Genomic DNA, 20,386 nt, shown 5'->3' with positions numbered 1-20,386 from the left:
GCTCACGGTTTCCGCATAGGGATACTGGCTCATGCAAACAAGGCAAAAAGACATGCGCGACCGATACAGGCTTTATTGATCTGCATCACAGAGGCACTACCCGCTCTGGAGTATCGTCACTTTCGTGCTGAAGATACTTCACCAAAGAGCAATCAGGGACGCATTGCCTGAAGTTCAAGCAGACACCTCTTGCAATCACAGCCTCTTCCTCCCCTGGCAGAGGCTTTTCTTTTTCTCGCCTCATTCACCCAAAACTACGCAAACCTCATGGTGCATGTAACGCGCGCTCTCGTCTGCAGAACCTGCACAAGTACGGTTGAACCTTCGCCTTGACAGGCATATAGAACATCTGACCAGCAGGTCTATTTTTTGTGCATGTATCGGAATTTTGGCATCATGCGGCCTGCATCCGCCCTAGTCAGTGAGGCTTATACCATGTCGTCCAAAGTTGTTGTGCTGGATATCGATGACGTCCTTACCATCACCCGCGAAAAGGTTTATGAAGCCATGCGTGCTGCGTCAGGCAAAGATATCCACTGGCAGCACTGGAGCGAATACGATCTGCGTCCACGCTTTGAGATGACTCATGAAGACATCATGGATGTGTTCAATAGCCACGACATCATCAATCAGGTCGACCCCGAGCCCGATGCGGCTCCCTTTATCAATCTCTGCCGGGATGCGGGCTACCGTGTTGTCGCCCTGACAGCACGCGGCTGGCATCCTGATGCAGATCTGCATACCTGGGCCTACTTCGAACGTTATCAATTAAAGGTGGATGAACTGCACATCTGCACGCCTGTGGAATGCAAATCTGACTACATTCGCCAGCTGGGGAATATTCACCTCTATGTGGATGACCATCTGCGCCACATCATGAATGTCCGTGAAAAAACCGATAATGTGCGCCATCTGGTGCTGATGGACCGCCCCTGGAATCAGACTGAGGAACCCATTGAGCGGGTATTCCAGCTGTCAGAATGCCAACGCTTCCTGTAGTCCGCACTGCCCGATGAAAGCGACCCAATATGACACCTGCCTGCGGGGTGCGACATTTTGTCTCATCCCGTTGTCCTGCCTTACCACGTACACTGCGGGTCGCTTTACCCTTGGGGTCATCCAGCGTGATGTCAGGCATGACTGCTGAAAGCAAAGCGCCACTGCCTCGAGCACTGATCGGTATTACCGGTGCGACTTTCTTGTTGCTGGTAACGCTGTTTGGCTCACGCTGGCTGTCAACACAGAGTAGCAGCAACATGCTGAACGCACCGGTTTGTCAACTGGCAGCAGGTGAGCAGGAATGCACATTCCAGCTGAAAGACAGCGCGAAGACGATGAGTTTCAGGCTGGCCTCCCCTCATATATCACTGACAGAACCGACTCCCTTTGTCATCCGTGTTTCTTCCGGCTGGCCAGTCGACAGGGTTGAAATGGATCTGCAAGGGCGTGACATGTATATGGGCCTCAATCACTCCGAGGCGGTCAGACAAGCAGCGGAAGATGATCGATCCAGCACCTCAGGTGGCAGTCTGTTCAGCGGGCATATTGTCGTCCCGGCCTGCACAACAGGCGCCATGGTATGGCAGGCACTGATTACCGCCACCAGCGGCAATCAAACGTTCAAGGCAGCAATTGAATTCAAGGCTCCTCAATGACAGCAAAAAACCAGGCACCCAGCAAAATCAACGGATTCTGGGTCGTTTTTCTCATTCTTCTGTGCGTAGTTTCTGCCGCCATTGGCTATGAAGCCTATGTCATGAGTCGGCCCAAAGGTGAATACGGCAACCTTGGGGGTGATTTCACCTTACAGGGTATCAATGGCCCGGTGTCGCTCTCCAACTTCAAAGGCAAAGTCGTTGTACTTTACTTTGGCTACACCTCCTGCCCTGACGTATGCCCCACCTCTCTGGCAACACTGGGTCAGGCCATCCGCCTTCTGCCCAAGGATGAACAGAACGATGTTCAGGGCATTTTCGTCAGCGTCGATCCTGAACGCGATAACCTGCAGAAGCTGGCGGATTACTCACGCTTCTTCTACCCCACCATGATCGGCATTACCGGTCAGGATAATCAGTTACAAGCCATGGCGCGTCAGTACGGTGCCTTCTATCGCCGGGTCGAGCTGAAAGATTCCGCCATGGGCTACGCCATGGACCACACCTCCAGTCTGTATCTGATCAACAAGGATGGAGTGCTCAGCAAGGCCATGCACCACGGCAGCACACCCGACCAGATCAAGAACAGCATTCAGGCATTGTTGTAACGCACTGCCCGCCCGTTAACGACCGTATATACCTCAACGAGAGCGCCCCATGAAAGCACGCACAATCACCTCCCGCCTGTCAGGTATGGCTCTGTTGCTGAGCCTCAGCTCCCTTGCTATGGCAGACGTCACCGTAACGGATGGCTATGCTCGTGCCACACCGCCCGGCGCCAGTAACAGTGCGGCCTTCATGACGCTGCACAACAGCGCAGACCAGCCAGTCACTGTCACGGCCGTCTCCAGCTCATCGGCAGGGGTTGCCGAGCTGCACAACCACACCAACAACAACGGCATGATGGAGATGCGTCATGTGGAAGGCATCACCATTCCAGCGAAGGGTGAAACGCAGCTTAAACCCGGTGGTTATCATGTGATGCTGATGCAGCTGAAACACCCTTTGCAGGAAGGTCAGCAGGTCGAGCTGGAACTGACTATTGAAGGTCAGACACAACCGGTGAAAGTGGAAGTACCGGTCAGGATGGTAATGGAAGGCATGAACATGGGTGGCTGATCGCCAGCCTGTTAACGCACACTCTGGCAACGTCGCCCAGCTTTTGTGGCGGCGTCTCCCTGACGGCCAATGCGCCGTTTCTGGCCACACCACAACATTGCTTTCCCCTCCCTCTGTCAGATCACCTTCAACGCTTTCCGTAGCCGCTGGCTCCGGCTGCCAACTACGTCTCTGCCCTCGTGCCTTATGAGTGGCATTAAAAACCCTAATCAAGGTTGCGCAATTCTGGTGCATCTAACTGCAGTGCGTAGCAACTGAGTTAGCTATACTGTGGTCCGCTTGTTTATCCGTGCCTATCCCAACCGAGAATGCTTATGGCGTCGTCTGTCACCATTGCTCCTGCTACACCTCCCCTGTCTCGACGAAGCGAACTGAAGGCGCTGATGGTCCTGGCTCTGCCCATTATTGGCGGCCAGCTGGCACAGACCGGTATGTCCTTCGTTGATACGCTGATGGCAGGTGCCGTCAGCCCGCAGGATCTGGCGGCCGTGGCAGTTGGCTCCAGCGTATGGGTACCGATGTTCCTGTTTATTATCGGCACGCTGCTGGCTACCACCGCCAATGTCTCTCATCTGTTCGGCGCTGAGCGTCATGACGACATTGCTCCGATGGTCCGGCAGGCACTGTGGTTATCGGTATTGATCGGTGCGCTGGCGATGCTGCTGTTGCTGAATGCCAGCCCCCTGCTCGGTTACTTCATGGATGGTGATACCGATCTGCAGTACCAGACGCAGGTCTATCTCAATGGCGTGGCAGTCGGAGTACCGGCCATCGCCATGTATCAGGTGCTGCGTTATCTCTGCGAAGGCATGGGCCACACTCGCCCCGCCATGCTCATTGCCATTATCGGACTGATCTGTAACGCACCACTGAACTACCTGTTTATCTACGGTGGTTTCGGTATTCCAGCCATGGGCGGCGCTGGCTGTGGATGGGCCACGGGTATCGTGATGTGGATCATGCTACTGGCGATGCTTGGCTATATCAGCCGCTCGCCACGCTATCGCCACTTCAAACTGCTCAACCATTTCGAGTGGCCCAGAATGCGTACCATTGCTGATCTGATGAAGCTGGGCGTGCCCATCGGGCTGGCCATCTTCATGGAATCCAGCATGTTTGCGATTATCGCCCTGTTGCTGGCCCCGCTAGGAGCCACCGTGGTATCCGGCCATCAGATAACGCTCAACTTTACCTCCATGAGCTTTATGTTCCCCCTCAGCATCGCCATGGCCATCACCATTCGGGTGGGGCAGGCACTGGGGGCTGGTCAGCCGGAGGTGGCCCGTTTTCGCGCCTTCACCGGACTGATTCTGACGCTCAGCTGCGCACTGATCAGCTGCCTGCTGATGCGCTATTGCGGGGAACAGATTGCCTCGCTGTACAGCAATGATGGTGGAGTTATTCGGGTTGCAACCGAGCTTATGCTGCTTGCTGCACTGTTCCAGTTTTCTGATGCCACTCAGGTCAGCGTGGCCGGGGCACTGCGAGGGTACAAGGATACGCGCATCCCTATGCTGCTGACCTGTGTGGCCTACTGGTGCATCGGCTTGCCCCTGGGATGGCAACTGGCATTGGGCGACCTCCTGCCACACGCTCCGATGGGTGCTCCCGGTTTCTGGTGGGCGCTGATTGCCGGTCTGACGGTTGCGGCACTACTGCTATTGCTACGCCTGCAGAAGGTAAGCCATGCGGCGATTCAACGGTCGTTGTCTTAAGCTCCTGCCACTGATCAGCATTGCTTTGCTGGGCGGCTGTATTGAGCAGTCGGCCAGCGACCTGTTGACCGACTTCCAGCAGCGCATAGAGCGACCGCTGGAGGTTGACGTCGATGACATCACCCCGTCATCCGTTACCTTACCTAGCTACCCCCCTCGCCGGGAGCGCCTGCAAACTCACCCTGACATACGTGAAGGCGTGATCGACGTACTCGCCTTCCGACACTGCAATATGCTCGACCTGATTGCCGAGCGAAACTCGATTCTGGGGAAGGTGGCCCCTTTCAGTCAGCGCTATCTGTACGAGTTGCATTTTATCGCCATGGCCAGTCAGTGCCTGCCGTCACTGGACGATACCAACCCTGACCTCACGGACTTCCACCAGCAGTTACAGCAGGTGCTCGTTACCAAACGGCAAGATCTGCGGCACGGGCTGATTGACCTGATCTACAACAGCGAAGAGACCGAGAAGCAGTTTTCCCGTTCAGCCCTACCTCTGCAGCCCATGACAAAAACCGGCCAGGACGATGACAGCGACCAGGGCTTTCAGGCCAGCCTGACGGCACTCGATACCCTGATTTATGCGGCCAGACAGACACAACTAGCTGAAAAAGAAGGGACTTACCTCATGGCACTCAACTCTGCTGAGCTGGAGAAGGCGCTGGCAACCTTACACCACAGCGACTTTGGCGCTCGCCTGCTGCAAAGCCTGCAACTGATCACCAACCAGCTGAATGACAATGCCAGCCTGATTACAACCCGGCTGCATAACCGACCCGTATGCTATCGGCAACAGCCCGGCGAAACCGGCAAGATTGCCCAGAACGTATTCAGCCGCTACTACGCCAGCGGTGTGCAGCCTTATCTGGCACAGGTGTATCAGCAGGCACAAGCATGGCGCCAGCGCTGGATGACGCTTAACCAGCTGGCAGCCCCATTACCTGCAGCACTGCAACGCTATCAGGTTCAACTGTGGGAGGGAGCAGGAAGTGTGGCAGAGCTGAGACAGGGTGAAATGAGGAGCAACAGGCCCACCAGTATCTGGCAGGCCTATTTGCTGGCTCAGCAGCGTCATACCAACGCCTGGCAGACATTGCTGAGCCAATGTGGGCTGATGCCCGGTCAGAAGCACTGAGGCAGGAGTTGCGGTAACAGTTGCTCAGGCTCGACAGCATTGAGACAGTGGGCGGCGGCTTCGGATCGGGTCAGACCCACATCGACGGTGTGCTGCATAAACCCGATCAGACCATCATAGTAGCCCGCAGTATTAAGCAGACCGATTGGTTTCCTGTGCAGATCCAGCTGCCGCCATGACCACACTTCAAACAGCTCTTCCAGTGTGCCCAGCCCGCCGGGCAACGCCAGACAGGCATCGCCCAGTGCCAGCATGCGTCGCTTACGCTCAGTCATGTCAGCCACTTCCTCAAAGGTCGTCAGGCCAGGATGGTTAACTTCCGCATTGAGCAGATGCGTTGGCATGATACCGTGCACACTGCCACCCCCCTCGATCAGGGTATCGGCAATCAGCCCCATCAGGCCGATACGTGAACCGCCGTAGACCAGACCAATGTTGCGCTCCAGCATCAGCGTTGCCAAACGTCGAGTGGCTTCGGCATAGGCCTCATGCTTGCCCAGACGAGAAGCACAATAGACTGTCAGCCAGGCCGTGGGGGTAGCGTTTTCCCTCATGAGAGATGTTTCCCAACCAGTTGATGAAGTTTCTCTTCCAGTCGCGCGGCCGAACGGTTTTGAGCCACCTCATCAGCGCTGCGATTTACCCTGGCAGGCTTTCGACCCTGCTCCTGCCTGTTATTCCGGCGCTCATTCTGGCCTTCAGGACGGCGATTGCCATAGAGACTGTTGTACTGTTCACGCGCGTGCTGAGCATCACGCTCTTCAACATGGCCAGCTTCCTTACCATCAATATCCACCCGTGACTTGCCCGCCTGCACGCAGCGCAAATAAGCCGGTGAACGCGTGTAGGACGCCAGACCACGCTTGATCTTGCCTTCCATACCGGGCAAACGCTCCATCATCGACTGCTGAATACCAATCTGTAATGGCTTGGGATGCTGGCGACTGAAAGCCAGAGGGAAGGAATCCATCAGCCATTGCACAGCCGCCCGGTTGGCGGCCTTGTTCTTGCGCTGGTTACGGCTATTACCAGAGGTCGTATCCTGAGCCGACGCCTGCTCCGCAGGGGCCGCCTTTTCAATAACACTGGCTGACGACGCTACCGATAACGACTCTTCGTCCTCTTCTGGGAGTGCAGCGGTCTGATCATCGATAGAGAAATGCGAGTCCGCCTCGGGTAACTCCACCATCTCATCCTGAGCGACCAAAGACTCCTCAGCCTGATTCTCACCCGCAGATGCCACATCACTTTCTTCACTCAGCTCCCATGTAGCAGTCACAGACTGAGAGGGTTCACTGAGAAGTTCTGACGAAGGCACTGCTACCGTTTCTGCTTTAGCACTGCTGGCCGCCTGCAATGCTGCCTGCAGACGCTGATTTTCAGCCTCTAACTCGCGAATACGTTCTCTTGCCTGCTCCAGGCTGGCCAGCTGCTTTTCGAACTTGGCCTCCAACGAGGTGAGCAATTGCACTAGGTTGGTGGGGGCTGTATCCAATCCAGCCATGGGAAAATTCTCCTGGTCAGAACTTATGCCTGCATCCAGTTATGTGGACCCAGGAACTACATCTAGCAAGCGTATTACGTCAGCCGGTCAACACTCAGACCCAGTGGGTTGTGAAAATTGATCCGTCTTGCAGTTCCGCTGTCAGCCTTTGCGAATCACATAGCAGTACAGATCATCCTGCTGTGACTGATCAATCAACTCATGACCTAAAAACTGGCAAAACTTGGGGATATCACGCGTCGTAGAGGGATCAGTGGCCTCGACCTTTACCAGCTGGCCAGCCTCCATGCCCCGTACCGTCTTGTGCAACAACATCACCGGCTCTGGACAATTGAGGCCTTTGGTATCCAAAAAGTGATCGTAATCAGACACGGACTTCACAACTCCTGGTGCCAAGTGCACCCACTTCGATAACACTACAACAACGCCAGCAGGCGTTAAAAAACTGTTCAGGCCCTGCTCGCTGACACTCTGCAAGGAATAAAGAACGAAGGTAGCAGTGTTTACCTCAGGTAAACACGGAAACCAAACGATCTTTTCACTCCAGAGTGTCCAATACGCAGCAAATCAGAAGCCCCATATCAGGCCGGGCATTCTAGCATGACTGACCGGATGACACAGTGTACAAGCCACCGCTGTCGTCAGCTGAGGCCATTCACACGCCGCCAGTCTTCGTCACGACAGACGAACAACGTGATTTCTTCACGGTCATGATAAAGATGGCGAGCCTCGATATGCACATTCAGCTCAGCCTCCGCACACCCGGCCTGCAACACCTCAAGGCACTGCTGGTAGGTAGTGTAGCGTTTCTGCATAGGCAACTTGAGGTTGAATACGGTGTAGCGGCACCAGCCACGGGTGATCCATTTAGTCATCAGGTCGATAACCCGAGCAGGCTTGTCGGCGATGTCACAGACCATCCAGTCAACCGGGCGGTCAGGCACATAGGTGAAACCATCCCCTTCAACGTGGGTAACCATGCCACCTGCCATCAAGGCGTCATCCATAGGGCCGTTGTCGACTGACGTGGTTTTCATATATCGATTAGCCAGCTGCCATGTCCATCCCCCCGGAGAAGCCCCCAGATCGACGGCTTTCATACCCGGTTTGAGCATGGCCTGTCTGGCCTCTTCTGTGAGGAAGAACAGCCAGGCCTCCTCAAGTTTCAGCGTAGAACGGCTCGGCGCAGCAGGAGGGAACTTCAGACGCATGACTCCCTGAGGCCAGGGTGAAGCCAGATGGGGATCCGCCAGACCGATGAACACCTGGCTCTCATTCATCCAGCCGATATACAGCCGCTCACGATGTGTGTCGCGCTTTGCAGTCAACACACCCGCCTTGCGCAAGGCGGCTGCCAGCGGCGGCACCAATTTGCGGCACAGCCCCTGCAGACCGGAACCCACTTCACTGTCAGCAGCCTCTATCCACACTTCACCACACTGCGGGAAACCATCCAGATGCTGCAGGAAAAAACCGACCCGGTCGTTGCGTGGAATATCGGTCAACGGTGCAATACAGGCTGCCCACTGGCGAGTGAAAACCAGCGAGCGCCAGTCAATACGCTGCATGATCTGCACGGCACCATTGGCTTGCTGACAGACGAACTCGACATAGCCGCTTTCGCCTTTGAAGCGGGGAAACCCGTAGACACCAACAACGGCTGCACGCTCCTGTATTTCCACAGCACATTCGCGCTCGAAACCTGCACGACAAAGCAGCAGTAAGTGATTCAATTCCAAAGCCATTCAACCAGCCTGACAGTCATTAATAACAAAAGGGGTTATTTCAGCGTCGCCATCCATTGCAGCATTGCACGTGTGGCCGTCTCCAGCACCTGATGCTGGGACTGGCCAAACGACCTGTGAGTCGTGAAATCGTGATCCGCCCCAGTCAGCCATTGCACGCTGACACATGAAGGCAGGGTATACGCCTGCACTTCGGCTACTTTACCGAAAGGGTCACGCTCTCCCTGCAGGATCAAACCCGGTGCGCTGCATTCTACCAGCGGAGCCATACGAACCTGCAAGGGTTTGGCAGGTGGATGGAAAGGATAACCAAAAGCAACCGCTCCCTTGACCCCTGCCAGATCACGACAGGCCATAGCGACACGCCCACCAAGTGACTTCCCCGCCAGCAGCAGAGGCTCATTGACGTTCGCCAGTTCAAGGACTTGTTCTTCGACAAAGTCACACAGGACATTGAACCGCTCTGGTGGCCGTTTGCGACCACTGCGCTCAATCTCCTGCATATAAGGGAAGGTTAGCCGATGGACCTTCAAGCCCGCTGCTTCAAGTAACTGCGCCCAGTCACTCATAAAACGACTGCTGTGGCCGGCCCCAGAGCCATGCATTAACAGGATTGAATACTGCATTGCCAATTCTTTATGTCCGTGCATGGAAAACCTGATTGATTTTTAAAAGAATTTCAGCGTAGAAACAAAATTGACCCAAATCAAATAGATAGCGAATCAATCCTCACTTCCGAACACAGCAGAGTGCACATTTCGGCCATGCTGATGGTATGAATTCCTGTAAAAAAAGATCCAATAAATCATTAAAATATATTCAATATCAATCAGTTAAAGGCTCTAAAACCTATGATCAGCATGCCGACCACGATCCAGCTCGAGCCTTTATATAAATACTTAAATGCGCCTTATTTGATCTGTGTCGGTTTGAAAAAACCCGTTTCCTTTCTAATAATTACCGACAATTTCTAACAATTCCTTTCCGTTAATTAGCAAGCTGCTGATGAGAGTCTGACATGAACACAGCAACTGAACACACTACTTATAACTATAAGGTAGTGCGCCAGTTCGCCATTATGACGGTGGTGTGGGGTATCGTCGGTATGGCAATCGGGGTGCTGATCGCATCCCAACTGGTCTGGCCACAATTAAACTTCAACCTACCCTGGACCAGCTTTGGTCGCTTACGACCGCTGCACACGAATGCTGTGATCTTCGCCTTCGGTGGCTCCGCCCTCTTTGCCACGTCCTACTATGTTGTTCAACGTACCTGCCAGACTCGCCTGTTCTCCGACACCCTGGCCACTTTCACCTTCTGGGGCTGGCAGGCCATCATCGTCGCCGCTGCCATCACCCTGCCACTCGGACTGACCAGCTCCAAGGAATACGCTGAGCTGGAATGGCCCATCGATATTGCGATCACCATCGTCTGGGTCTGCTATGCCATCGTTTTTCTCGGCACTGTCGCCACCCGTAAAACCAGCCACATCTATGTAGGCAACTGGTTTTTTATGGCCTTTATCATCACCGTGGCCGTGCTGCATGTCGTCAACAGCATGGAAATTCCCGTCACCATGTGGAAGTCCTACTCCCTGTATGCAGGTACCATCGATGCCATGGTGCAGTGGTGGTATGGCCACAACGCCGTAGGCTTCTTCCTGACAGCTGGCTTCCTCGGCATGATGTATTACTTCGTCCCCAAACAGGCGGGGCGCCCCATCTACTCCTACCGTCTGTCCATCGTTCACTTCTGGGCACTGATCGCCACCTACATCTGGGCGGGTGGCCACCATCTGCACTACACCGCCTTACCAGACTGGACGCAGTCAGTCGCAATGATCATGTCACTGATTCTGATCGCGCCCTCCTGGGGAGGCATGATCAATGGCATGATGACGCTCTCCGGTGCCTGGCACAAACTGCGCACCGATCCGATTCTGCGCTTCCTGGTGGTGTCACTGTCCTTCTACGGCATGTCTACCTTCGAAGGACCGATGATGTCGATCAAGACTGTCAACGCCCTGTCTCACTACACAGACTGGACCATCGGCCACGTGCATGCAGGCGCTCTGGGCTGGGTTGCCATGATCTCCATCGGTTCGCTCTATCACCTCATTCCCAAGGTATTTGGCCGTGCCCAGATGTGGAGCACCAATCTGATCAATACCCACTTCTGGCTGGCAACAATAGGCACCGTGCTCTACATCTGCGCCATGTGGGTGAACGGCATCATGCAGGGGTTGATGTGGCGTGCAGTCAATGAAGACGGCACCCTCACCTACAGTTTTGTGGAAGCCGTCAGCGCCAGCCATGGCGGTTACATGGTGCGAGCACTGGGCGGAGCGTTCTTCCTCGCTGGCATGTTGCTGATGGCCTACAACGTCTGGCAAACCGCACGACGCAACAGCACCGTACCGCTGGCCACCGCCGCGCAGATCGCCTAAGGAGCCGGCATCATGATCAAGCACGATACGATAGAACGTAATATTGGCCTGATGGCACTGCTCATCATTCTGGTCATCAGCGGCGGCACCCTGGTAGAGAACGTACCGCTGTTCTTCCTCAAGGAAACCACCCAGCCCGGCCCGGGTATCAAGCCACTGCCACCGCTGGCACTGGAAGGCCGTGACATTTACATCCGTGAAGGCTGCAACAACTGCCATTCACAGATGATCCGCCCGCTGCGCGCAGAAACGGAACGCTATGGCGCCTTCAGTGAAGCCAACGAGTTTGTCTATGACCACCCCTTCCTGTGGGGCTCAAAACGCACCGGCCCGGACCTCGCCCGGGTGGGCAAGCGCTACAGTGATGACTGGCACCGCGCGCACCTGTACAACCCGCGCGACGTCGTTCCTGAGTCAGTTATGCCGGCCTACCCCTGGCTGTTTGAGAATGAGCTGACTGGCCGTGATACCGAAGCCAAGATGGAAGCTCTGCGCAAACTCGGCGTGCCCTACACCGATGACCAGATTGCAACTGCCCGGGATGAGGTCAAAGGTCATAAGGAAATCGACGCCGTCGTCGCTTATCTGCAGCAGTTGGGCACCACCAAGTCCAACAAGCGATAGCACCATGGAATATTTACTAGCGTTTCGGCCCTGGGTGTCCGTGATCATGCTGATCACCTTTATCGGCCTCTTCATCTGGGTAGCCAATCCCAAGCGCAGCAAAGGCTTCAATGAAGCTGCCAACCTGCCTTTTGCTGAGGATGATGAAGAGCAGCCTTCATCACAGGGCGATACCGCACAACCCCACAAGCGGGAGAACAAACAATGAATCTGGTACTGAGCGTAGGGGTCACGTTAATTACCCTGGCGGTCATCCTCGGCTGTTTCGCCCTGGTGATCCAAACCCGCAAGAGTGAAAAGTACAAGGAAGCCACCGAGCAAACGCTGGGGCACGAATTTGATGGCATCGAAGAGTATGACAACCCCCTGCCGCGCTGGTGGTTCAACCTGTTCGTCATCACCATCGTGTTCGGTCTGGTGTATCTGATGCTTTACCCCGGTCTGGGTAACTTTCAGGGTTTGCTGGGCTGGTCTTCCAAAGGCCAGTACAACACCGAAATGGCCTATGCCGATGAGCACTACAAGCCCGTCTTTGAAAAATATGCAGCGCTTCCCATAGAGGAAGCGGCAAAGAATCCGGTCGCAGTACAAATGGGGCAGCGGCTATTTCTCAACAACTGCGCCGTCTGCCACGGTTCACAGGCACAGGGTGGCCACGGCTTCCCGAACCTGGGTGACAATGACTGGCTGTACGGTGGTGCCCCTGACACGATTCTGGCGACCATCACCAACGGTCGTACCGGTGGCATGCCCGCCTGGGGAGATGCACTGGGTGAGGACGGTATCGAGGACGTGGCCAACTATGTGCTTAGCCTCTCTGATCAGCCACACAATGCCGATGCGGCAGCGCGTGGTCAGGCCAACTTCCAGGCGCTCTGTACAGCCTGTCATGGACCTGATGGCAAAGGCCAGCAGGCGCTGGGAGCACCTAACCTGACCGACAACATCTGGCTGTATGGCGGCAGCTTTGCCGATATTACGCAAACACTGCGTAACGGTCGTGCAGGTGCCATGCCTGCACACAAAGACCTGCTGTCAGCCGACAAGATCAAACTGCTGGCTGCCTATGTGTACAGCCTGTCGCACAAATGACATCCGGTACCTGGCCTGAGCCCTGACGTAAAGGCGGTATGATCCAGATCATGCCGCCTTTACTTTATATGATGAAAACGGCCAACTCCCCCGCAAGATCAAGGCTTTACCTCTATAATTCACGCATCGTTCCAAGATGACCGCAGACGCCCAGTAACCACAACACCATCGGGCGCACTGTGCACACACAGTCAATGGTGAGCAGCTGATGAGCAAGATCCCCGTCAAAGACATCTCTCCCCAGCCCGACGTCGAGATTGTCGACCTGTACGCCAAACGCACGCACATTTACACCAAATCTTTTAGCGGGCTGTTCCGTAATTTGCGCATGGTAGCGGGATGGGCACTGCTGATCGGCTTTTTCGGGGTGTCCTGGCTGACCTGGGACGGACAGCAGGCTGTTCACTTTGATCTGCCCAATCGCCAGTTTCATATTTTTGGCGTCACCCTGTTTCCACAGGACTTCATTCTGCTGTCGTGGCTACTGATCATCCTCGCCTTCACCCTGTTCTTCGTGACCGTCTTTGCCGGTCGTCTCTGGTGTGGCTACTCATGCCCTCAGAGCGTCTGGACGTGGATGTTCATGTGGGTGGAGAAAGTAACTGAAGGCGATCGCAATCAGCGTATGAAGCTGGATAAGCAGCGCTGGTCGTTCAACAAGTTCCGCAAAAAACTGGCCAAGCATGTACTTTGGCTGCTGATTTCCCTGGGGACAGCTTTTGCCTTCCTTGGTTACTTCACCCCTGTTCGCGAACTGCTACCCAATATCCTGCATCTTCACCTCGGCCCCTGGGAAAGCTGGTGGCTGCTGTTTTTCACCCTCGCCACCTACGGCAATGCCGGCTGGCTCCGTGAGCAGGTGTGCATCTACATGTGCCCCTATGCCCGCTTCCAGAGTGTGATGTTTGACCGTGATACGCTGATCGTTTCCTATGATGCTGCCCGCGGAGAACCGCGCGGTAGCCGCAAGCGTAATGTTGACCCCAAAAGCGTCAACCTTGGTGACTGTATCGACTGCGACAGCTGCGTTCATGTCTGCCCCACCGGCATCGATATTCGCAACGGTCTGCAGTACGAATGCATTGGTTGTGCTGCCTGTATTGATGTCTGTGACGACATCATGAGCCGCATGGGCTATGCCAAAGGCCTGATCCGCTATACTACGGAACACCAGCTTGAGGGCGGACAGACGCATATACTGCGACCTCGTCTGATCGGTTATGGCGTCGCGCTGCTGGTGATGACAGGGGCATTTTTTTACACCATCGGTACGCGTGTGCCACTGGAGCTGGACATCATGCGTGACCGTCAGCAGCTCTATACCCTGACGCCGGACCAGCGCATCCAGAACCTGTATGAGCTGCGCATAGCCAATAAGTCGCAGCAGGCGCATAGCTATACCATCAGCATCACGGCACCGGCGAGACTCGAGCTGCTGGGTGGCAACAGGGTTACACTGCAGCCCAGCGAGGTGCTGACTCACAATGTTCAGCTGGTGGCGACAGATAAGAAACTGTCCCCCGCCAGCTTTGATGTTCAGTTCATTATTAAAGCCGACGATGCGGATGATCATATTGAAGTCACCAACCGTTTTATCGGGCCAGTGCAATAACCTGAGGTGGGTAGCCAGAACGAACCCAGACGCTGGCGACGCACATGAACTTTTACCCGCCTCCAGCCGCAGGTCAGTTTCTGAGAGCGTGTTGACGATCTCGCGAGCGGAAGCCAAGCAAGGTAAAAAGTGCTGAGGAAGCAGAGTTTGGCTGTCCTGAATGAGTATTCCGAAGGGTTTTTCAACGCAGTGTGGCCGACGCACAACAGATCGTGAGCACGTTCTGATATGCGCCTGCCTGACAACGGGAGTGGATCATGCCTAGTGTGGAAGGCGTTAAACCCTGGTATCGGCAACCCTGGCTGTGGTTTGTCCTGACACCAGTGATGGCCTCAATGGTCGTAGGCTCGAGCTTTGCCATTATCTCTGCCTATACCTTTGATGGTGTGGTCAAGGATGAGTACCGCATTGCTGCCAAGGACACACTGGCGGTCACCGCCAAAACCGACAAAGCGCAGTCATTGGGGCTGCACGCCACCGTCAAACTGGATGACATGACCGGAGAAATCGTTGCTGACCTGCAATCGACCCAGATCAGCTTCGACTACCCACAGACCCTGCTGCTGGATATTGTGCATCCGACCGACCAGCATGGTGATCTGCTACAACCTCTGCGTCAGGTGGCCGGCGGCCACTATATCGGCCAGCTGGGGCATACCCTGCTGGGTAAGCGCTATCTGGTTCTGCATCCGCAGGATGACAGCTGGCGTGTGCAGGCAGAATTGCACCCACCCTATACCGACCCCGTCACACTCACCCCTCAGCGTTTCAACTGACGATGTCCCAGAGCTGTTTTCATTGCGGTCAACCGCTGCCTGCTGATACCACCTGGTTCGTGACGGTTGGGGACGAGCCCAGGTCAATGTGCTGCCCCGGTTGTCAGGCTGTCTGCCAGACCATCATGGATGCAGGCCTGGGTGACTACTACCAGCACCGGCAGCAGGGTGATCTGCCAGCTGATCTCACACCGCAATCGCTGACCTGCGAGCTGAGTGATGAGCTGCAGCTGTTTGACCAGCAGGCGCTGCAACAGGATTTTGTCGAAGATACCGGGCAGGGACACAAACGAGCCGTATTTATTGTCGAAGGAATTACCTGTGCTGCCTGCATCTGGTTGCTGGAACACAGCCTCAGAAAGATACCCGGTGTAAAGCAGGCAACGGTGAACCTCACCACGCATCGCGCCACCCTCGAATGGCATCCTGATCAGGTGCTGATAAGCCACCTGCTCGGCACCTTCTACCGACTTGGCTACAAAGCGTACCCCTATCAACCCGATGCCGAGGAGGCGCGCAATATCAAGGAAAGCCGCAGTGCGTTATTCCGCCTTGGTGTCGCCGGTATCGGTATGATGCAGGTGATGATGTACGCCGTTGCCCTCTATGCTGGTGCCCTGCAGGGTATGGAAACCAAACAGGCGCAATATCTGCGGCTGATCAGTCTTATTATCACTACCCCTATCGTCTTCTATTCAGCGCAACCCTTCTTTATTGCTGCCTGGCGTGATCTGCGCAGTCGTCACCTGACCATGGACCTGCCCGTTTCCCTGGCTATCGGCATTGCCTATCTGGCCAGCCTGTGGTCAACCTTTGCAGGAGGGGGTGCAGTCTACTTTGACTCCATCACCATGTTCACCTTCCTGTTATTGCTCGGTCGCTTTGTGGAAATGCGCGCCCGCCACCGCATGGGTAAAAGCGGCAACCAGCTAAGCTCCATTCTGCCCACCAGCGCACTGCGGCTGAGCAGTGAAGGTGAACAACGTGTAGCGGCAAGAGACTTACTGGCGGGTGATCGTATTCTGGTCAAACCCGGCCAGCTGATACCCGCTGACGGCATGGTCGAGTCGGGCCATAGTACCGTTGACGAGGCCATCATTACCGGCGAATCGGTGGCTATCGCCAAAGTGCCCGGCTCTCAGGTGCTGGGCGGGGCGATGAATGTCACCAGCCCACTGACCATCAGGGTGCAGAAGGTTGCGCAATCCACACGCGCCTCTGCCATTGCCTTTCTGCTTGAGCGCGCCTTTGCAGACAAACCCCGTACCGCGATTATTGCCGACCGGGTAGCAAGCCGGTTTGTACTGGCCGTGCTGATCGTATCAGCGCTGGTAGCCATTGTATGGAGCGTGATTGATCCGACAGATGCCTTCTGGGTCACGCTGTCAGTGCTGGTGATCACCTGTCCCTGTGCACTTTCCCTGGCCACTCCCACAGCGCTGACCGCAGCAACCACAGCATTGCGTCAGCGTGGTTTTCTGATTACACGAGGGCATGTACTGGAAAGTCTGGCCAGCATCACGCATGTGGTATTCGACAAAACCGGCACACTCACGGAAGGCAAGCTTGTGCTGCACACCACTCAGCCTCTGGCTACCATGAGCGCCGCTGACTGTCGCGTGGTCGTTGCTGCACTGGAACAGGGATCGGAACACCCTATCGCCCATGCGTTCAAACCCTATCAGGAACAACTGGCAGACAACCTGCAGAATCATGTCGCCCAGGGCGTCGAAGGCAGTATTGCCGGTACTGTCTATCGCTTTGGCAAAGCAGGCTTCGCTGCCGAAAAACTGGCCGCAACGCCTGTTCCTCCCTCGGAGCAAGGCCAGTGGTTACTGCTCTGCGATGCGTATCAACCGCTGGCATGGTTTCAGCTGACCGACGCTTTGCGCCCTGAAGCCCATGAGGTGGTCAGCCAGTTATTGCAACGAGGACTTCATGTCAGCCTGCTCAGTGGTGACCAGCCAGCCCCCGTTGCAGCCGTTGCAGCACAGCTGAATATCTCAAACTGGTTTGCCGGTGTTTCACCTGAGCAGAAGCTGGAAAAAATCACAGCGCTGCAGGCTGCAGGCGAACAGGTATTGATGGTCGGCGACGGCATCAATGACGTGCTGGTTCTGGCCCAAGCTCAGACATCGGTCGCCATGAACCAGGCCACCGATCTGGCCAAAACCAGTGCTGACAGCATGCTACTGAGAGCTGACCTGCGTCTGCTGTTACAGGCCATGGAGGTTGCCCAGCAGACCCGCCGCATCATCTGGCAAAATATCGGCTGGGCGATTGGTTACAATCTGCTTGCATTACCGCTGGCAGCATCAGGAATGATTCCGCCCTATCTTGCTGCCGTCGGCATGGCCAGCAGCTCGCTGATCGTGGTGTGCAATGCCATGCGCCTCGGTCGGGACAAAAGACTCTCCGCACTTCATTCCCCCTCCCTTTCCACCCAGCCTGCGTGAATGCCATGGACATAATGTATCTGTTGATTCCCATCGCTCTGCTGTTCATCGGGCTGGCCATGTATTTCTTTTTCTGGTCTGTCAAGAGCGGGCAATATGACGATCTCGACAGTCCGGCACACCGCATTCTTTTTGATGAAGACAAAGACATGATTCCTCCTGCCCCCTACAGAGGCGAGCATGAAGAGCAGGCGCAAGCAGAAGTCTCTGACGCCAAGCATGACGACTCACGGCAGCAGCCATGATCAGTCTGGACTTGAGCGCGGCTTTTCTTATCGGCCTGATGGGGGGCATGCATTGCTTTGGCATGTGCGGGGGCATCATGACAGCGGTAGCCATACAAGCTCCCACTGCTCAACGCCTGCCTCTGACCACTGCCTACAATCTGGGCCGCATAAGCAGCTATATGCTGGCCGGTGCTGTCAGCGGGGCACTGGGTGCCACACTGGATTTACACCAGTTTCCGATATTGCGCCTGCTGGCCGCTGTAATGCTGATTCTGATGGGCCTGTATCTGGCAGGCTGGTCAACATGGCTTACCCATGTCGAACAGGCTGGCCGCGGTCTCTGGCGTTTGATCAGCCCTCTGGGCAAACGCTTGCTACCCGTCAGAAACATCCGGCAGGCGCTGGCTCTCGGCATGATCTGGGGCTGGCTGCCCTGCGGACTGGTATACAGCACCCTGACCTGGAGTCTGGCCAGTCACTCCTGGCTGGATGGTGCCCTGATTATGGGCCTGTTCGGGCTGGGGACGCTGCCAGTGATGCTCGCCACCGGCTGGTTCTCCCATAGTTTGAAAGGACTGGTGCAACAGCAGTGGTTACACCGTCTCGGGGGGATACTGATACTGCTTTGGGGCTGCTATAACCTGAGCATCACCCTGCCCTCCATGATTCATGCACTTCCTTTACATCTTTCTGTCAGCCATTGATCTGGATCATGCTGACGTGTAACTGAGCTCTCTATACTTTGCCGTGGAGCTAAACAGGAGCCAAACTGTGAGCCACGTCAATCTTTCTCCCTTACCCGACCTGCATCCTGTCTGGGTGCCTGAACTGATCAGCCGCTATGACAGCGCTGGTCCCCGCTACACCTCATACCCGACCGCTGTAGACTTTCGTACTCTGGAGGGCAACGACATCCTGCAGCATGCTGCGGCCAGTATTCGCGCTGAGGCACCGCTGTCGCTGTATTTCCACATCCCCTTTTGTGAACACGTCTGCTATTACTGCGCCTGCAACAAGGTCATTACACGTCAGCACCAGCGTGTCAGGTCCTATCTGGACAAGCTCTATCAGGAAATAGCCTTCTACGCTGAACGTTTTGCTGAAGGGCGTGTTGTTGAGCAGCTGCATTTTGGTGGTGGCACTCCCACCTTCCTGAGTGACACGGAGTTGCAGGAAGTGATGGCAGTCATCCGGCGCCATTTCACTCTGCGTGATGATGACAAGGCCGATTACTCCATCGAGATCGATCCTCGCACGGTGACTGGCGATACCCTGAAGGTATTGCGTGATCTGGGCTTCAATCGCCTGAGTTTTGGTATTCAGGACACCAATCCCGCCGTACAGGCTGCGGTTAATCGTGTACAGCCTCTCGAGCAGGTGGCCGAGTTGCTGCAACAGGCACGTCAACTGGGATTCCGCTCGATCAATTTCGATCTGATTTATGGTTTGCCATTGCAGACCCCTGACAGCTTTGCCGAAACCCTGGAAACCGTCATTGCCCTGTCGCCTGATCGGCTCTCTGTATTTAACTATGCTCATCTTCCCGATCGCTTCCGCCCTCAGCGGCATATTCGCGCTGAAGACCTGCCAACACCGCAAATGAAACTGAGCATTCTGCAACACTGTATAGAACGCCTGGATCAGGCAGGTTATCAGTACATCGGGATGGATCACTTCGCCAAGCCGGACGACGAGCTGGCTATGGCACAACGTGAAGGCAAACTGCATCGCAACTTTCAGGGCTATACCACTCGTGGTGACTGCGAGCTGCTGGCTATGGGCGCCTCGTCCATTTCGCAGGTAGGGGATACCTACTTCCAGAACATGCACGATGTGGGGCAATGGTCTGACGCTCTGGACAGTCAGGGCAACGCAATCTGTAAAGGTATTCAGCTAAGTTACGACGACCGTGTGCGCCGCGCGCTGATTACTCAGCTGATCTGTCACTTTCAGTTGGACACCGCAACCTTCAGTACAACCTGGCAGATCAACTTCAATGAGTACTTTGCAAAAGAACTCAATGCGCTCGGTGGACATATAAACGATGGTCTGATATCCATAAGCGCTGGCTCTCTGACAATATTGCCGCCAGGACGACTGCTTATCCGGTCGATCTGTATGCTGTTTGACAGCTACAGGCAAGCACAGATTGAACAGCGTTTTTCTCGGATCATTTAAGAACGCCTTCACGATCTGCCGTGCGTCAGCCACACAGCGAAGAAAAGACCTTCGGATGCGCATTTAGGATAACTAAACACCGCTTCCTCAGCTCTTTTGGCC

The 20,386-nt window shown here is 55.3% G+C and carries 21 protein-coding genes; 16 read left to right on the top strand and 5 right to left on the bottom strand.

Annotated features, from left to right (window positions below):
* Positions 1–435: 435 nt before the first annotated feature.
* The 6 genes from QCD60_RS21605 to QCD60_RS21580 all read left to right on the top strand — a co-directional run bounded on the left by QCD60_RS21605 (position 436) and on the right by QCD60_RS21580 (position 5,624).
* The gene (locus tag QCD60_RS21605) at positions 436–999 is read left to right on the top strand and encodes a hypothetical protein (RefSeq protein WP_279788319.1); all 564 of its coding nucleotides are present in this window, start codon (positions 436–438) and stop codon (positions 997–999) included.
* Between the two features lie 137 nt (positions 1,000–1,136).
* A complete protein-coding gene (locus tag QCD60_RS21600) occupies positions 1,137–1,655 on the top strand; it encodes a hypothetical protein (protein ID WP_279788317.1) in 519 nt (172 codons plus the stop codon).
* Positions 1,652–2,263: an SCO family protein gene (locus QCD60_RS21595; RefSeq protein ID WP_104154177.1), complete on the top strand. Its 612-nt coding sequence runs from the start codon at positions 1,652–1,654 to the stop codon at positions 2,261–2,263. Before QCD60_RS21600 ends, QCD60_RS21595 begins: the two co-directional genes overlap by 4 nt.
* Positions 2,264–2,312: 49 nt before the next feature.
* Positions 2,313–2,774 (top strand): copper chaperone PCu(A)C, encoded by a 462-nt coding sequence (locus QCD60_RS21590; RefSeq protein ID WP_279788313.1) that lies wholly within the window; start codon positions 2,313–2,315, stop codon positions 2,772–2,774.
* Positions 2,775–3,088: 314 nt separating this feature from the next.
* Positions 3,089–4,489, top strand: a complete 1,401-nt coding sequence (locus QCD60_RS21585; protein ID WP_279788311.1) for an MATE family efflux transporter — start codon at positions 3,089–3,091, stop codon at positions 4,487–4,489.
* Complete coding sequence (locus QCD60_RS21580) at positions 4,461–5,624, top strand: DUF3080 family protein (RefSeq protein WP_279788309.1); 1,164 nt, start codon at positions 4,461–4,463, stop codon at positions 5,622–5,624. The genes QCD60_RS21585 and QCD60_RS21580 overlap by 29 nt, the downstream gene beginning before the upstream one ends.
* Here QCD60_RS21580 and QCD60_RS21575 read toward each other — a convergent pair.
* The 5 genes from QCD60_RS21575 to QCD60_RS21555 form a co-directional block, all read right to left on the bottom strand.
* The gene (locus QCD60_RS21575; RefSeq protein ID WP_104154182.1) at positions 5,612–6,178 is read right to left on the bottom strand and encodes a TIGR00730 family Rossman fold protein; all 567 of its coding nucleotides are present in this window, start codon (positions 6,176–6,178) and stop codon (positions 5,612–5,614) included. The two genes, QCD60_RS21580 and QCD60_RS21575, sit on opposite strands and share 13 nt — an antisense overlap.
* Positions 6,175–7,128 (bottom strand): ProQ/FINO family protein, encoded by a 954-nt coding sequence (locus tag QCD60_RS21570; RefSeq protein ID WP_279788305.1) that lies wholly within the window; start codon positions 7,126–7,128, stop codon positions 6,175–6,177. Before QCD60_RS21570 ends, QCD60_RS21575 begins: the two co-directional genes overlap by 4 nt.
* Before the next feature lie 141 nt (positions 7,129–7,269).
* On the bottom strand, positions 7,270–7,500 hold the full coding sequence (gene tusA, locus QCD60_RS21565) for a sulfurtransferase TusA (RefSeq protein ID WP_104154278.1): 231 nt from the start codon (positions 7,498–7,500) through the stop codon (positions 7,270–7,272).
* Between the two features lie 269 nt (positions 7,501–7,769).
* Positions 7,770–8,873 carry a 23S rRNA (cytidine(2498)-2'-O)-methyltransferase RlmM gene (rlmM, locus tag QCD60_RS21560; RefSeq protein WP_279788303.1) on the bottom strand — a complete coding sequence of 368 codons (1,104 nt, stop codon included), beginning with the start codon at positions 8,871–8,873 and terminating at the stop codon, positions 7,770–7,772.
* Between the two features lie 35 nt (positions 8,874–8,908).
* Positions 8,909–9,499 (bottom strand): alpha/beta fold hydrolase, encoded by a 591-nt coding sequence (locus QCD60_RS21555; protein WP_347950245.1) that lies wholly within the window; start codon positions 9,497–9,499, stop codon positions 8,909–8,911.
* A gap of 392 nt (positions 9,500–9,891) precedes the next feature.
* On the opposite strand from QCD60_RS21555, the gene ccoN reads away from it, so the two are divergent.
* From ccoN to hemN, 10 genes are all read left to right on the top strand, one after another.
* Positions 9,892–11,319 carry a cytochrome-c oxidase, cbb3-type subunit I gene (gene ccoN, locus QCD60_RS21550; RefSeq protein ID WP_279788301.1) on the top strand — a complete coding sequence of 476 codons (1,428 nt, stop codon included), beginning with the start codon at positions 9,892–9,894 and terminating at the stop codon, positions 11,317–11,319.
* A gap of 15 nt (positions 11,320–11,334) precedes the next feature.
* The gene (gene ccoO, locus QCD60_RS21545) at positions 11,335–11,943 is read left to right on the top strand and encodes a cytochrome-c oxidase, cbb3-type subunit II (protein WP_104154280.1); all 609 of its coding nucleotides are present in this window, start codon (positions 11,335–11,337) and stop codon (positions 11,941–11,943) included.
* A 4-nt stretch (positions 11,944–11,947) separates the two neighbouring features.
* Positions 11,948–12,151, top strand: coding sequence for a cbb3-type cytochrome c oxidase subunit 3 (locus QCD60_RS21540; RefSeq protein WP_279788298.1), 204 nt, complete (start codon positions 11,948–11,950; stop codon positions 12,149–12,151).
* The gene (gene ccoP / locus QCD60_RS21535; RefSeq protein WP_279788296.1) at positions 12,148–13,035 is read left to right on the top strand and encodes a cytochrome-c oxidase, cbb3-type subunit III; all 888 of its coding nucleotides are present in this window, start codon (positions 12,148–12,150) and stop codon (positions 13,033–13,035) included. Before QCD60_RS21540 ends, ccoP begins: the two co-directional genes overlap by 4 nt.
* 208 nt (positions 13,036–13,243) lie before the next feature.
* Positions 13,244–14,647, top strand: a complete 1,404-nt coding sequence (gene ccoG, locus QCD60_RS21530; protein ID WP_279788293.1) for a cytochrome c oxidase accessory protein CcoG — start codon at positions 13,244–13,246, stop codon at positions 14,645–14,647.
* Between the two features lie 257 nt (positions 14,648–14,904).
* Positions 14,905–15,423: a FixH family protein gene (locus QCD60_RS21525; RefSeq protein ID WP_279788290.1), complete on the top strand. Its 519-nt coding sequence runs from the start codon at positions 14,905–14,907 to the stop codon at positions 15,421–15,423.
* Positions 15,424–15,425: 2 nt separating this feature from the next.
* Positions 15,426–17,879: a heavy metal translocating P-type ATPase gene (locus QCD60_RS21520; protein ID WP_279788288.1), complete on the top strand. Its 2,454-nt coding sequence runs from the start codon at positions 15,426–15,428 to the stop codon at positions 17,877–17,879.
* Positions 17,880–17,893: 14 nt separating this feature from the next.
* The gene (ccoS, locus tag QCD60_RS21515) at positions 17,894–18,124 is read left to right on the top strand and encodes a cbb3-type cytochrome oxidase assembly protein CcoS (RefSeq protein ID WP_347950244.1); all 231 of its coding nucleotides are present in this window, start codon (positions 17,894–17,896) and stop codon (positions 18,122–18,124) included.
* A complete protein-coding gene (locus QCD60_RS21510; RefSeq protein ID WP_279788284.1) occupies positions 18,121–18,810 on the top strand; it encodes a sulfite exporter TauE/SafE family protein in 690 nt (229 codons plus the stop codon). The genes ccoS and QCD60_RS21510 overlap by 4 nt, the downstream gene beginning before the upstream one ends.
* 67 nt (positions 18,811–18,877) lie before the next feature.
* Positions 18,878–20,284 (top strand): oxygen-independent coproporphyrinogen III oxidase, encoded by a 1,407-nt coding sequence (gene hemN, locus QCD60_RS21505; protein WP_279788283.1) that lies wholly within the window; start codon positions 18,878–18,880, stop codon positions 20,282–20,284.
* Positions 20,285–20,386 lie beyond the last annotated feature (102 nt).

The sequence above is a fragment of the Pokkaliibacter sp. MBI-7 genome (genome assembly GCF_029846635.1).
In the GTDB taxonomy this organism is placed as follows: Bacteria; Pseudomonadota; Gammaproteobacteria; order Pseudomonadales; family Balneatricaceae; genus Pokkaliibacter.
This window is presented reverse-complemented; position numbering and strand designations above follow the sequence as displayed.